Source organism: Sedimenticola hydrogenitrophicus (assembly GCF_029017505.1).
Lineage (GTDB): Bacteria > Pseudomonadota > Gammaproteobacteria > Chromatiales > Chromatiaceae > Sedimenticola > Sedimenticola hydrogenitrophicus_A.
Map to the genome: position 1 here is coordinate 1 of NZ_JAQGEI010000012.1, position 12,870 is coordinate 12,870.

Below are 12,870 nucleotides of genomic sequence, written 5' to 3' on the forward strand. Positions count from 1 at the left end.
TGGCTCGAAAGAAATGGTCTCCGGCGGATTGGGCGGGCGGTTCGGGATTTGAAGGACGCTTTGGCGAATGAATGATGGGTTACGTTGTTCCTCCTCCACCCATCCTACCGGTTAATGGGCACGTAATCCCCGGAACAATTCTCTTCGCGATACCTCTTTTTGCCAGGGACAGTCGCGGCGCATCTTCTCCATGTTCTCATCGCGGGTGCGGATGACCCGGTTCCAGGCTTCGAATACGGCGTCGACGCTGTCGAATCCGGCCATGTTCAGGATCAGCGGCTGCAGCAGGTAGTGGCCGAGGCGGGGGTGGTAGTTGAGGTGAGCCTGTTGGGGCTGATCCAGCAGTTGGAAATCCAGTCGCGGCCCCAGCACCAGGTAGTCGGCCTCGGCCCGCGCCTCCGCGCTCCAGTCAGCGGGAATGCTCAGTGCGGGCGGTTGTATTGGCATCAGCACCCGCGACAGCATCCAGGGGGTGACCAGCAGCATTACCTGCCACTGTTCCAGGGTGCGACAGGCGCGCAGTTCGAAGCGCAGTTTGTCGTTGCACATCGGGTCTCGTGCCATCACCTCCCGGTAGAGTGTCTGGTGTACGGCCAGCACCGCCCCCGGCCACTGCTCCGGTCGCTCGATGAATGGATGGGATGGTTGCCAGGTGACGTTCATGGTTGCGCCTCGAACAGGGCCGCGATCTTTTCCCCCAGGTCACGATAGAGCCGCAATTCACTTTCGGATTGCAGATCGGCGGCGAAACGCCCGGCCCAGATTGCCAAGTGGTTGTTCCACAGTTCGTCCCATAGCTCGGTGGCGTGTGCGTCCGGCTGTTCCAGTAACCAGGTGGCCGCCTCCAGTTCGGCCCCCAGGTAGTCGGCCGGGATGTCGCCGACGGCCAGCCCCAGGCGCCGGTAGAGGTCGCCCAGTTGGGTGGTGGCAGTGCCGTGCATGCAACCGTGACGGTAGGCCGACTCGAACGGCGGGCAGGGTGTCCTGGGATAGCCGTTGACGAACAGCCGGGTGTGCTCGCCCTGCCACTGGTCCAGGGGCAGGGCGGCGAGCTCGTCCACACCTGGCCTGAGCCAGGGGTGGTCGTCGGCCAGCACCTGCAGCAGTGCCAGGCTGTCGTCGGTGGGACCGGCGAGCAGCCCCGCCAGCAGCCGCAGCTGCCCCGGGTCCGCCGGTTTACCAGGGATGGGCATAGACCCCCGCATACATGAAGTAGTGGCGCAGCAGGTAGCCGCCCGCCAGTACGAGTACCGAGGCGGTGACGATGGGCAGGCGGCCGGTCCAGCCCTTGATCACGCCTTTCAGTTCCAGCAGGAAGGGGACGATGAGACCCAACCCGATGAAGCCGATCAGCCAGCCCATGTCCTGCCACAGCAGCTGCGCCGAGCGGAACGCCGACTCGTTGCCCGCCGCCATGTAGTGGAAGAAGGAGAACAGAATCACCAGCTCGGCGGCGATCAGCATGGTGTCGGTGCGCTCGTAGAACACCTTCAGGTAGTAGTCGTCCTCATGCTTGATCACCAGGTTGAGCAGCAGCAGCAGGTAGGCCAGGGCGGTGGAGAAGGCCGAGACGGTGAACAGCAGCGGTACGCCCGGGTTGTGCCACAGGGCCACCGCCGGGAAGGATTGCAGCAGCAGGCCGGTGTAGACCGCCACGCCGATGCCGTTGATGGTGGCCAGCCAGCCGATGGTCTTGTGGAAGCGCAGGCAGCATCGGTTGGATAGCCGGTTCATCACCTTCAGCCTCAGCACGGCGCCCAGCAGCGGCAGCTTGCGCGCCCGCTCCGACTGCACCAGGTAGGGCAGGGCGTAGAACAGTCCCCACCACATCATCCAGATGATGAACTGGGTGCCCCAGGCGATCCATGAGTGGGGCTGGCGGAACAGTACCAGCGGGTTGATCACGTGCAGCACCGCCCGGGGATCGAGCAGGTGGATGAACAGCATCAGCGAGCCGACGCTGAGCATGGCGATGCCGGAGAAGGCACCCCACAGCACCAGGGCGCGGTGGTTCTTCAGGTACATGTCGGTGAGAAAGGTGACCACCAGGGTGGCCGCGCCGAGACCGCCGAGGTAGAGGTAGACGGCGATCCACCAGGTCCAGATCTCCTGGGTTGTATAGCTCATGGTGACGTCCATCGCTCAGCCCCTCCGTTTCAGATCATCGATGTAATAGACGTTGGGCCGGGTCCCGAGATGTGGCATCAAGGGACGGGCCACGCCGCGGGCAACCATCTGCGCCACCGGGTCGTTGGGGTCGTCCAGGTCGCCGAACTGGCGTGCCGAGCCGACACAGGTCTCGACGCAGGCCGGCTGCAGCCCCTGTTCCAGGCGGTGGTCGCAGAAGGTGCACTTGTCCATGCTCGGGCGGCTGCGCCGATAGGCCTCGCCGTAGAAGTCACGTCCGGTCTCCACGTCGTCGTGGGTCACCTCCAGGCGCGCATCGTAGGGACAGGCCATGGCGCAGGCGCGACAGCCCATGCACAGCGCCTCGTCCACCTTGACGATACCGTTGTCCAGCTTGTAGGTGGCGCCGGTGGGGCAGACGCTCAGGCAGGGCGGGTTGTCGCAGTGGTTGCACAGGCGCGGGAAGAAGCGCCGGTGCACATCCTCGCCACTGCCGATCTCCTTGTCGTGCACATAGGTGCGCCACTTGTTTTTCCATACCGGCGTCTGGTTCTCCATGGCGCAGGCGGCCATGCAGGCGTTGCAGCCGACACAGGTGTTGAGGTCAATGACCATGGCAAAGCGGGTCATGCGACACCTCCCTTCTCATGCAGCTTGCTTACCTTGATGGTGAACTCCTGGGAGCGGAAGCCGGCCACCACCGGCTCCACCCGGTAGGGAATCAGCTTGCTGGTGGCGGTGCCGAAACCGTAGGCCCGGGTCAGCTTGGGATTCTCCGAGCCGAACGAGGAGTGGATGAACAGGGTGTCGCGGCGGATCAGCCGGGTGACGTAGGCGTCACCCTCGGTCTGTTGGCCGGTGGCGGTGTTGCGCAACAGCAGCCGGTCGCCGGTACGGATGCCCAGCGCTTCGGCGCGGTCCGGGTGAATCCAGACGCCACCGTAGATCTCCCGCTTGAACTGGTTGATGGCCGCCAGCACCGGGTTGTTGCTGTTGGTGGAGGCGTAGGAGACGGTGGGCGTCTTGCCGTAGGTAAAATAGAACTCGTCACCCGCCAGCGGCATGTCCATCGGCGTGTCGGGCCGGCACTGGGCTTCGATGTGGCCACCTAGCACGTTGAAGTTGGGCAGCCGGTTGCCGCCCTGGCGCAGGGCGTGGAACAGCGGGGCGAAGAACTCCACCCGTCCCGACTCCGACGGCAGCGGCAGTTTCCGCGGCATGGCGGCGTGTTCCAGCAGCGCCTCGCGTTCCTGCTCCTGGTAGATGCCGCGCTCGCGCAGGGTCTGGTCGATCGCCTCCGGCGTGGTGTGCAGCCGCTGGGCGGTCTGCTCGAAGTAGACCTCGCGGCAGGCGGCGGAGAAGGCGCCGTGTTCCATTTGGGTGCGCTTCTGCGCGTAGCGCTCCTTGACCACCTCGGCGGGCAGACCGGTGAGCTTCTCCACCCACTGCAGCAGGCCGTACTCGCTGCCGCTGATGATGTTGCTCATGCGCAGCAGGATGTCCGGCGTCTCCTCGGTGTCGTAGAGCGGGTCGATGGCGGCGTAGCGGGTGGTCAGCGCCAGGTCGTGGTTGACCCCGTTGCCGTAGAGGGCCGGTTCGTCGCGCTCCAGGTAGCTGGAGTTGGGCAGGATCACGTCGGCCCACAGGGTGGTGTCCGCCGGTAGCACGTCGACGGCGACCACCAGCTCCATGTCGGGGTGGCCGAGGATCTCCTTCCAGCGCGTGTCCGGGTAGTAGTGGCGCACCGGGTTGGCGGCGTTGATCAGCACCGCGCGGGTGCGGTAGGATTCGCCGTTCCAGCTGAGCGTGCCCTCCACCGACTCCTTGAGACCGGTATCGGCCATCACCGGCAGGGCAACATACTCACGCCCGGCGGCCCGTTCCTGGGCGCTGTAGGCCCAGGCCCAGCCGGGGCGTCCGTGGGGGAAGTTGTTGCCGTCGGAGAAGGTCTCCACCACGAACTTGGCGAACGGCATGCCGGCTAGGGCGGCGAACGGCGGACCGGCCGGTTCGCCCTTCTCCCGCGCCTCGATCATCTGCGCGGCCTTGTGGTGGAACTCGCCGCTCATGATCCAGCCGCCCTGCTTGTCGATGCCGCCGGTGAGCATTTGGATCATCGCCTGCACCCGGCGCAGCATCATCATGTTCTGGTAGCGGGCGCCGTGCCAGCCGGGATCGACGATGGCCGGGCGCGTGGTGCCGAACTCGAAGGCGATGCGGCGGATGGTCTCAGCGTCAATGCCGGTGCTCTTGGCTGCCCACTCCGGGGTACGTCCCTCCAGCTCGGAGAGCTGGGCCTGGAACACGGTGACCACCGGCTTGCCGTCGATCTCGAAACCGTCGGGGGCACGCAGCGCCGGGTCGACCGGATTGCCATCCACATCGCTGCTGTTGCGGTTGCTGTAGGCGGACAGGCTGTGGAGGCGCTCGGAGCCCTCGGAGAGTACTTGGGGGCGGCCTTCGGCGTCGGTCAGCGGTTGCCACTCGCCGTCGCTGTCGCGATAGAGCAGGAACGGCATGTTGGAGTGCTGTTTGAGGAACAGGGCGTCGTAATAGCCCTCGTCCATCATCACCTTGAGCATCGCCAGCATGAAGTCGAGATCGGTGCCGGGGCGGATGGCCAGCCACTCGTCGGCCTTGGCGGCAGTCTCGGAGCGGCGCGGGTCCAGCGCCACCACCTTGGCGCCACGCTTGCGGCCGGTGGCGAAGCGCACCATACGGCAGGTGGAGACGGCGCCGATGGACGAGTTGTTGGCCACGAACAGGATGTACTTGGCGTTATCGTAATCCGGCAGTACCTCGTCGTGGATGTTGAAGTTGCCGGTCACCATGTCGGTGCCGATGTGGCCGGTGGTGACGCAGTGCTGCATGGGCGAGGCGATGATATTGGGAATGGCGTTGGCCATGGCAAACGGTACCGCCCAGCTCATGTAGAAGACGCAGGAGGTCCAGCCGCCGACCATGGTCCACTCGTAGGGCTGGATCTCGGCCTTGCGGCTCTTGGCCTCGATGTACTGCCACGCCTCCTCCCAGCTGGCGGCGCGGAACGCCCACTCGCCGCGCTTGCTGCCCTCGACCCGGATCAGCGGCGTCTTCAGTCGGTCGGTGTCGTAGGTCTGGCGCAGGCCGGATTGACCGCGAGCGCAGATCTTGCCGCGATTCAGGGTGGAGTGGGGATTGCCGGCCAGCTTGGTGATGCGCTTGACGCCGTTGCGGGTCTGGGTGGTGACGCGCAGGTTGCACAGCGAGGAGCAGAAGTTGCAGATGCTGTAGCTGGTGCCATCGGCATCGGTGGTCTGTTCCGCGCCGCTCTTGCCGGCGAGCTGTCCGATGGGGGTGAGCAGGCCGAGGCCCGCGCCGCCATAGCCCGCCGTTTTGAGAAAGGCGCGCCGGTTCAGGCTGGGTAGTTTCCAAGCCATAGTGAAGTATCCTCCCGGGAACTTGTTTATCTCAGTTGCGTTAACCGGGCGTAAGCGATACTTCGCCTTCCAGTCCGGTGAAGGGCGGATACCTCGATTACGGCGATAGCCGGGTATAACTGCAACAGCTAAGTGTTCGTCTCGCCCCGTATTTCCTGGGGTCTTCTGATGATGAACGGCTAATTAGTAAGCGGCGGGGTGGGGGAGTGTCATTGACAATTCACAATAATGTAATCTTTGGAGAGGTTCCAGAAGTGCCACTGGGGGCGTTGACGGAGCCGGTGATTGCAGGTACGCAAACGGTTTGCGGCAGGGCAGCATAGGGTGAAAATCGGATGCCCGATCCAGTATCACGGCCCCGGTTATACAGCCGCCTGGCGAGGAGCGGGGAACCTACCCTCTTCCCCGCCAGTCTCATCGGATAGGCGAACATGGAGGGGCAGGGGTCATGGCGAGCATCACGCGCAGGAGATTTGTTTTGATATCGGCAGGCCTGTTGGCGGTTTATACGGTACCGACCCTGGGCGCGTTGCGGCCACTGACGCCGCGCCAGACCGCCGGTCCCTTCTACCCCAGGGAGTTGCCCCTGGATAACGACAACAACCTGGTCCAGGTGGCCGGTCATCAGGCGTCCGCCGGGGGGGAGATCACCGACCTGCACGGGCAGTTGCTGGATCGCAACGGGCGTCCGTTGGGTGGCGTACGGGTGGAGATCTGGCAGTGCGATGTCAACGGCCGTTATCACCATCCGGGCGACCGGGGAGGGCGGCCGCTCGACCCGGGTTTTCAGGGTTTCGGCCACACCGTGACCGACAGCCAGGGCCGATACCGCTTCCGCACCATTCGTCCGGTGCCCTATCCCGGCCGCACACCGCACATCCATGTCGCGGTATTCCCGGCGGGCAGTGAACCCTTCATCACCCAGTTCTATATCGCCGGCGAGCCCCGCAACGCGGATGATTTCCTCTATCGGGCGATCCCCCAGGAGCAGCGTAAGCTGGTCACCGCCGATTACAGACCGGCGCAAGAGGAGGGTGTGCAGTGGACGGTCGAGAAGGACGTCGTCCTCGAGGTTACCCCCGCCTGATCCGTTGGACGACGTATCCACGTATTACCGGGCAATGTTGCTGGTGGGGAAACTACGGTTCCCAACTGAAAACCATCCCCCGGCGTGCCCTGCCGGGGGATAGTTGATGATCTTGTTATTCTTTCACGATGTCCTTATAGGCGTGCCAGGAGGCATAGGCGACCATCGGGAAGCCGATGGCGAGCCCCACGTACAACGTCATGAAACCGCCAATAATCACCAGCACGATCAACCCGGCCCACATCAGCATCGGCGCCAGATTGAAGCGGAAGGCCTCGAAACTGACGCGCATGGCGCTCATCACATCCACGTCCTCACGATCCAGCAGCATGGGAACGGACACCACGCTGAGGGCGAAGACGCCCAGGGCAAACAGCGCCCCAACCAGCGTGCCGACTACCAGCATGGGCAGGTTTTCCAGTGAGAACAGGTAGGGGATGGTGTTTTCAATGGTGGGGGTGATGCCGCTACTCATCACCATGAAGATCAGGTTCGCCGCCAGAAACCAGGCGATGAAACAGACCACCATGGCCGCCCCCATGGTGCTGACCGCGAAGCTGTGTCGCCAGATGGCCCGTAGCGCGTGCATGAAATTGGCGGGTTCGCCCTGTTCGATACGACGACTCACCTCGTACAGTCCCAACCCGAGGGCGGGTGCCACCAGAAAAAATCCCCCAAGCAGCACCGGGATCAGGTAATACAGCCCCGATACGACAGTGCCCAGCGTGAGCAGGTAGCTGGCGATGGTGATCAGTACACCATAGCCGATGCTGGTTGCCGGTGTACGCCGCACATCCCGCCAACCCGCCACCAGCCAGCGCCACGGCTGATCGGTGGAGATGTCCTCTACCTCAGCGATCTTCCGGTGGTCGGCATAAGTACTCAAAATGGTGTGGCTCATGGTTCACCTCCGCTGTTTGAGCGATGCAGGAATGACATTATCCACAAACCTGAGTATAGCAGTCGGATATTGGCCGGGAGGTCGCTTCACGCGCGGTATCCGTCGGACGGACCCCCCCAGGCCGGAATCCCGGGATGCGCTTGGTGCAGCGCATCGGTCGCCATCGATGGGGTTGGTTTGACACACCCCGTTACAGATCTATGGGAGTGGATGCCACCCGTAACCGAGCCGGCCAACTGTGGATCGTGGCTGGACTGCCGCCCAGACGGTCCGGTGGCGGGTGACGCCAGATTGGATTAACGGGATATACCCGGGTATCAATCGACAGGTCCGGCGGTTTGGGAACGAATAGTGGTCAGTTCGTAGGAAATGAGGCACTATGAAGAAAAATCGCAGTAGAGACGATGGATAGCCTTCAGTAAGCAGGGCCGAAATCAGCCACATGGAAGACCTCCCTGCGCTATCACCCCAATCAGCGGACCGCCGGGCAACTGGTAAAAAATAATTTATTATTAGTGGGGTTGGATGACCCTATCGAAAAAGGGGACGTTACACTTATCCCCTATTCGGCAGCATTTTTCGGGCATCCACGCCGACGATACCGCAACTCTTGCCCCGTCATCTTCTCAATCTACTGGATGAACGGCTTTGCGCTGCATGGCAACCCTTTGTCAGCATTGCACCGTAATACTTGCTGTTTCTCCGGCTCATCACTTTCGGTCAGCCAGGCTGACCAGTCGCCTATGTGTTTAAATCGCGTACGCCAATGCAGTAAATCAATTGTTTCCTGACTCGGTTTTTACGGGATTTTTTCGGTTCTTCTCAATATTGACAAGCGTCACGTGACAAATTACGCTTCAGGCATGATCAAGACGTTCGCGGACCGACTTACCCAAGAACTGTATGTAACTGGTAAAGCCAAGCGGTTTCCAGCGGATGTGGCCAAACGGGCTGCGCGTAAACTGGAGTACGTGGATTTGGCTGCGCGGTTGGATGATCTAAAGGTTCCGCCCGGCAATCGGCTTCATTCACTGGAAGGCGATCGAAAGGGGCAGCACTCGATCTCGATTAATGACCAATGGCGCATTTGTTTCCGGTTCGTGGACGGCGATGCCTATGATGTTGAAGTCTGTGATTATCACTGAAATGGGGCGAGAAATATGGGTATTCTGAATACAACCAGGATCAAGCGTCGGCCCACCCATCCGGGGGAGATGCTGCGTGAAGACTTTCTGCCCGATTATGGGTTAACCGTTTCCACCTTGGCTAAGGCCTTGGGTGTCTCGCGGCAGTCGATTAATGAATTGCTGCGTGAACGCCGGAGTATCAGTCCGGAGATGGCACTTCGGTTGGGACGCCTGTTTGGTAACTCACCTGAATTCTGGCTTAACGCCCAGAGAGCTGTGGATCTGTGGGATGCGGCAGAGGCAATAAAGAAAGATGTGGCTCGTATCAAACCACTAAATGCCGCATAACAAGCCTACCAATCCGACGCCAAAAACGGCCTATGGGGCGCGTTAGCGAGAAAAGAGACGCATGGTGTGTGAGCGGAAGATCGAACGGCATATTTCACAATTCATCGGTAGGTGAGATGTGGGATCGATGCGATACATCGGGGTGGTGGCGCTTATGATCTGTGAAGCATGGCATTTGATGGGTAACAGCGTGGGCACAGAAAACGTGCCCACGCTACGATATTTTTCATTGCTCGACAGAGGCAATACATGAAAATCAACGTGCTTTTAGCCAGTATGCTCTCTCTCCTGTTGGCGGGCTGTTCCGATTCGGAAGACAAGCCCATGCCTGTGGAGAATACTGTTTACGGTACTCAGCTTAAGGCGATCGACAAGGCCAGGGGTGTTGAGGAAACGATTAATCAATCCGCAAAAGAGCGGGACAAGCTCATCAAGAACCAAGGCGGCTGAAACAGAACGGAGAGGGCAGCCATCTTTCAGTTGACAATCGAAGAGCGAAAGAAAGCAATGAAGACTCAATGTCGACGCATTTCCAAAATACCGATCTTCCCGCGATCATTCACTCCCTGCACAGTGAGGGTTTTCACTGCTAGTCCCCACCGATAAATTCCTTGCGCATGATCCCGTACTGGCTCATCTTGTTGTTCAGGGTGCGGCGCGGCAGATCCAGTTCCTCCATCACCTCGGCGATGTTGCCCTGGTGTTTTTTCAGCGAGCGGGTAATCAGTTCGGTCTCGAACAGCTGCACCCGTTCCGCCAGGCCGTTGGCCGTTCGTGGGCTGTCGGTCGGCTCACTGGCCTGGCCGAGCAGGGTGTGGATGCCGCGTGATGGGCCGACACCCAGTACGTAGCGTTTGGCGATGTTTTTCAGCTGCCGGACGTTGCCGGGCCAGGGGTGGCTGATCAGGCACTCCAACTCCGCGTCCGAGGGCTGGTTGTAGCGGCGGTCGAACTGGTAGGCCGCCTTCTGGGCGTAGTGTTCAAACAGCAACGGGATATCCTGCTGCCGGTCGGCCAGGGTGGGGATATGCAGTTCGGCGACGTTGAAGCGGTAATAGAGGTCTTCGCGGAATTCGCCCCGGGCGGACGCCTGCTCCAGGTCCACCTTGGTGGCGGCGATTACCCAGATGTCCAGGTTGACCTGCCGGTTGGAGCCGAGCCGTTCCAGTTTTCGTTCCTGCAGTACCCGCAGCAGTTTGATCTGGAAGTTGATCGGCATGCTCTCGATCTCATCCATAAACAGGGTGCCGCCGACGGCGTGTTCAATCTTGCCGATGCGCTTGCCGGTGGCGCCGGTGAAGGCGCCTTTTTCGTGGCCGAACAGCTCGCTCTCGAACAGCGTCTCCGGTATGGCGCCGCAGTTGACCGCGACAAAGGGGCCGTTGCAGCGCCGGCTCCATTCGTGCAGGCACTGGGCTACCAGCTCCTTGCCGGTGCCGGTGGCGCCGTTGATCACGGTATCCACCGGGGTCTCCGCCAGTTGCACGATCTGCTGGCGTAGCTGGCGTATCCCCGGCGACCTGCCCAGCAGCCGGTTTTCCAGGCTGGCGCCGCGGTTGACCATGCGTTTGAGTTTGCGGTTCTCCATCACCAGTTGGCGCTTCTCCCAGGCGCGCTGGATGCGGTCGATCAGCAGTTCCGGCTCGATCGGCTTCTCGATGAAATCGTAGGCGCCGTCGCGCATCGCCTTGACCGCCATGCGGATGTCGCCGTGGGCGGTGATCAGTATCACCGGCAGGTCGGGATCGATCTCGCCGCACTTTCGGGAGAACTCCAGACCATCCATGCCGGGCATCTTGATATCGGAAATCACCACCACGTTGGATTCGCTGGCGAGTAGGGACAGGGCCTGTTCGGCGTTGGCGTAATCGCGAACGGCCATGCCGGCCAGGTGCAGCCACTGGCTGGTGGCCTTGCGGATGGCCGCGTCGTCATCCACCAGCACCACCCGTGGCTGTGCCTCGTCGTCGCTATTGTTCAACGGCTTTTTGATCATGCTTGTTTCCGGTTTCAAGTGCGCTATCCAGGGAGAGTTTGAACAGGGTGCCCCGCTCCGAGTGTTCCACCACCGCCAGGTCGCCGCCAAACTCTTTGGCGATACCGTAGGAGACCGAGAGTCCGAGACCCAGCCCCTCGCCCTGCGGCTTGGTGGTGAAGAAGGGGTCGAATACCTTCGGCAGGTCATCGGGATTGATGCCCGAGCCGGTATCGGCAATGTAGATATGGACCCGGCCACCGTCGGCCTCGGTGTGGATCTTCAGTTGATGGCGCCCGGCCTCCGGCTGCTGCTGCATGGCGTCCAGGGCATTGCGTATCAGGTTGATCAGGATCTGTTCCAGTTTGATCTCGTCGGCAATGACCCGGAGCGGCTGCGGCGGTGTCGCGATGCTCAGGTCGATGTCGCTGTGCTCCAGTCGCGGCCGCAGGATCAGCAGGGCGTTCTCGATCACCTTGCGGATATCCACGGGGGAGCTGTGTCCCCGGGATTTGCTGGCAAAGCTCTTCAGGTGGGCGACGATGCTGGTGACCCGCCGCACCATGGAGCCGATGTCGTCCAGGTTGCCCAGGGCACTGCCGTTCTCGCCCCGCTGCAGCAGCAGCCGGGTGCTGGCGACGAAGGTCTGCATGGCAGACAGGGGCTGGCTGATCTCATGCACGATACCGGCGGACATCTGGCCCAGCGCGGCCAGTTTCTCCGCCTGGACCAGCTCTTCATGGGTCTGTTGCAGCTGCTCCTCGGTTTCGATGCGGGTGTCGATCTCTTCGCGCAGGCGGCGGTTGGTGTCGTTCAGCTCCCGGGTGCGCGTTTCGACCCGCGCTTCCAGCAGGCGCCGGCTCTGGATCCGGTTGACGAAAATGAAACCGCTCAGCACCAGCAGCAGGGTGATCAGCAGGGCGATGAGAGTGGCCGAACGCTTTTTGTAGACCAGCTCCTTCAGGTCGGTCAGGTAGTAGAGGGTCCAGTTCAGTTCACTGAGCGGGCGCTGGTGCATCAGGTAACGGGTGTCGCCGACGAGCTGATCGGTCGGCCCCTCGAGCTCGATAATGCGCTGGCCCAGCGGCGACCGGCGTTGCTTGAGGATGTTCAGGGGCGTGATGATCCTGTTGCTGTACTTTCTCTCGGCCGCCAGGCGCTGGAGAATCGCCGGGTCGATGGCGCCCAGGCTGCGATATTTCCATTCCGGATTGCTGGCGAGGAAGATCACCCCGTCATTGTCGGCCACCAGTACATTCTCGCCGCCCAGTGCCCAGTCCGTCTCCAGTTGGGTCATGTCGATCTTGACCACCGCCACCCCCAGGATCTTGTCCTGATCCCGCACCGGGCGCGACAGGAACAGGCCTGGCTGGCCGGTGCTGGCACCGACGGCGAAAAACTGGCCTTCGCCGCCGGTGATGGCATCGCGGAAGTAGGGGCGGAAGTGGTAGTTGTTGCCGACAAAGCTCTGGGGCTCCTGCCAGTTGCTGGAGGCCAGCACCTCGCCCTGGTCGTTCATCAGATAGAGCACGGCCGCCGCGGATTCCTGCTGCCAGGCGTGCAGCGTCCGGCTTACCGCTTCGCCGGGTATCCGGCCCTGCAACAGCGCCTTTACCTGGTCGTTGCGCGAGACGATGAAGGGCAGGTAGTCAAACCGTTGTTTGGCCGATTGCACGGTGGAGGCATAGAGTTCCAGGCGCTCGTTACCCTGGCGTTCCAGGGATTCGAAGTGCCGATATTCAGTCCAGCGCGCCAGGCCGAACGCCAGGGCAATACCGACCAGCAGCGTGGCCAGCAGCATCAGCAGATAGCGGGTGACGGGGATCTTGCCTGCTGTGGTGTCGCTACCTGTGATGGGTGTGCCGTTCACTTTTCGTTCATCTCGT

Annotated in this window: 12 protein-coding genes; 4 read left to right on the plus strand and 8 right to left on the minus strand. The window is 61.8% G+C overall.

All coding sequences use genetic code 11. The features are described 5' to 3' along the window. Nucleotides 1-111 precede the first annotated feature (111 nt). The 5 genes from hybE to O9K64_RS09180 are packed head-to-tail and all read right to left on the minus strand — an operon-like array spanning nt 112 to nt 5,546. Nucleotides 112-663, minus strand: a complete 552-nt coding sequence (gene hybE / locus O9K64_RS09160; protein ID WP_275097759.1) for a [NiFe]-hydrogenase assembly chaperone HybE — start codon at nt 661-663, stop codon at nt 112-114. Continuing rightward, nucleotides 660-1,193, minus strand: a complete 534-nt coding sequence (locus tag O9K64_RS09165; protein WP_275097760.1) for a TorD/DmsD family molecular chaperone — start codon at nt 1,191-1,193, stop codon at nt 660-662. The genes hybE and O9K64_RS09165 overlap by 4 nt, the downstream gene beginning before the upstream one ends. Further along, entirely contained in the window at nt 1,177-2,127 is a 951-nt protein-coding gene (nrfD, locus tag O9K64_RS09170) for an NrfD/PsrC family molybdoenzyme membrane anchor subunit (RefSeq protein WP_275097761.1), read from the minus strand. The genes O9K64_RS09165 and nrfD overlap by 17 nt, the downstream gene beginning before the upstream one ends. Nucleotides 2,128-2,142: 15 nt before the next feature. Then, entirely contained in the window at nt 2,143-2,757 is a 615-nt protein-coding gene (locus O9K64_RS09175; RefSeq protein ID WP_275097762.1) for a 4Fe-4S dicluster domain-containing protein, read from the minus strand. Next, a complete protein-coding gene (locus tag O9K64_RS09180; protein WP_275097763.1) occupies nt 2,754-5,546 on the minus strand; it encodes a molybdopterin-dependent oxidoreductase in 2,793 nt (930 codons plus the stop codon). Before O9K64_RS09180 ends, O9K64_RS09175 begins: the two co-directional genes overlap by 4 nt. Before the next feature lie 478 nt (nt 5,547-6,024). Between O9K64_RS09180 and O9K64_RS09185 the strand changes: the two genes are divergently transcribed. Continuing rightward, nucleotides 6,025-6,633 (plus strand): protocatechuate 3,4-dioxygenase, encoded by a 609-nt coding sequence (locus tag O9K64_RS09185; protein ID WP_275097764.1) that lies wholly within the window; start codon nt 6,025-6,027, stop codon nt 6,631-6,633. 115 nt (nt 6,634-6,748) lie between these two features. Here O9K64_RS09185 and O9K64_RS09190 read toward each other — a convergent pair whose 3' ends face one another. Beyond that, the gene (locus tag O9K64_RS09190; RefSeq protein WP_275097765.1) at nt 6,749-7,534 is read right to left on the minus strand and encodes a DUF2189 domain-containing protein; all 786 of its coding nucleotides are present in this window, start codon (nt 7,532-7,534) and stop codon (nt 6,749-6,751) included. A gap of 863 nt (nt 7,535-8,397) precedes the next feature. On the opposite strand from O9K64_RS09190, the gene O9K64_RS09195 reads away from it, so the two are divergent. The 3 genes from O9K64_RS09195 (at nt 8,398) to O9K64_RS09205 (ending at nt 9,459) form a co-directional block, all read left to right on the plus strand. Further along, entirely contained in the window at nt 8,398-8,679 is a 282-nt protein-coding gene (locus O9K64_RS09195; protein WP_275097766.1) for a type II toxin-antitoxin system RelE/ParE family toxin, read from the plus strand. 15 nt (nt 8,680-8,694) lie between these two features. Next, entirely contained in the window at nt 8,695-9,009 is a 315-nt protein-coding gene (locus O9K64_RS09200) for a HigA family addiction module antitoxin (protein ID WP_260295669.1), read from the plus strand. Between the two features lie 249 nt (nt 9,010-9,258). Continuing rightward, nucleotides 9,259-9,459 carry a hypothetical protein gene (locus O9K64_RS09205; protein ID WP_275097767.1) on the plus strand — a complete coding sequence of 67 codons (201 nt, stop codon included), beginning with the start codon at nt 9,259-9,261 and terminating at the stop codon, nt 9,457-9,459. 139 nt (nt 9,460-9,598) lie between these two features. Here the strand turns inward: O9K64_RS09205 and O9K64_RS09210 are convergent, their stop codons facing one another. After that, on the minus strand, nt 9,599-11,005 hold the full coding sequence (locus tag O9K64_RS09210; protein ID WP_275097768.1) for a sigma-54-dependent transcriptional regulator: 1,407 nt from the start codon (nt 11,003-11,005) through the stop codon (nt 9,599-9,601). After that, on the minus strand, nt 10,980-12,854 hold the full coding sequence (locus tag O9K64_RS09215; protein ID WP_275097769.1) for an ATP-binding protein: 1,875 nt from the start codon (nt 12,852-12,854) through the stop codon (nt 10,980-10,982). Before O9K64_RS09215 ends, O9K64_RS09210 begins: the two co-directional genes overlap by 26 nt. Nucleotides 12,855-12,870: the final 16 nt, after the last annotated feature.

What these genes read in the sequence shown, in the direction of transcription:
- hybE (WP_275097759.1), bottom strand. Translation starts at nt 663, where the DNA reads ATGAACGTCACCTGGCAACCATCCCATCCATTCATCGAGCGACCGGAG.
- O9K64_RS09165 (WP_275097760.1), bottom strand. Translation starts at nt 1,193, where the DNA reads ATGCCCATCCCTGGTAAACCGGCGGACCCGGGGCAGCTGCGGCTGCTG.
- nrfD (WP_275097761.1), bottom strand. Translation starts at nt 2,127, where the DNA reads ATGAGCTATACAACCCAGGAGATCTGGACCTGGTGGATCGCCGTCTAC.
- O9K64_RS09175 (WP_275097762.1), bottom strand. Translation starts at nt 2,757, where the DNA reads ATGACCCGCTTTGCCATGGTCATTGACCTCAACACCTGTGTCGGCTGC.
- O9K64_RS09180 (WP_275097763.1), bottom strand. Translation starts at nt 5,546, where the DNA reads ATGGCTTGGAAACTACCCAGCCTGAACCGGCGCGCCTTTCTCAAAACG.
- O9K64_RS09190 (WP_275097765.1), bottom strand. Translation starts at nt 7,534, where the DNA reads ATGAGCCACACCATTTTGAGTACTTATGCCGACCACCGGAAGATCGCT.
- O9K64_RS09195 (WP_275097766.1), top strand. Translation starts at nt 8,398, where the DNA reads ATGATCAAGACGTTCGCGGACCGACTTACCCAAGAACTGTATGTAACT.
- O9K64_RS09200 (WP_260295669.1), top strand. Translation starts at nt 8,695, where the DNA reads ATGGGTATTCTGAATACAACCAGGATCAAGCGTCGGCCCACCCATCCG.
- O9K64_RS09205 (WP_275097767.1), top strand. Translation starts at nt 9,259, where the DNA reads ATGAAAATCAACGTGCTTTTAGCCAGTATGCTCTCTCTCCTGTTGGCG.
- O9K64_RS09210 (WP_275097768.1), bottom strand. Translation starts at nt 11,005, where the DNA reads ATGATCAAAAAGCCGTTGAACAATAGCGACGACGAGGCACAGCCACGG.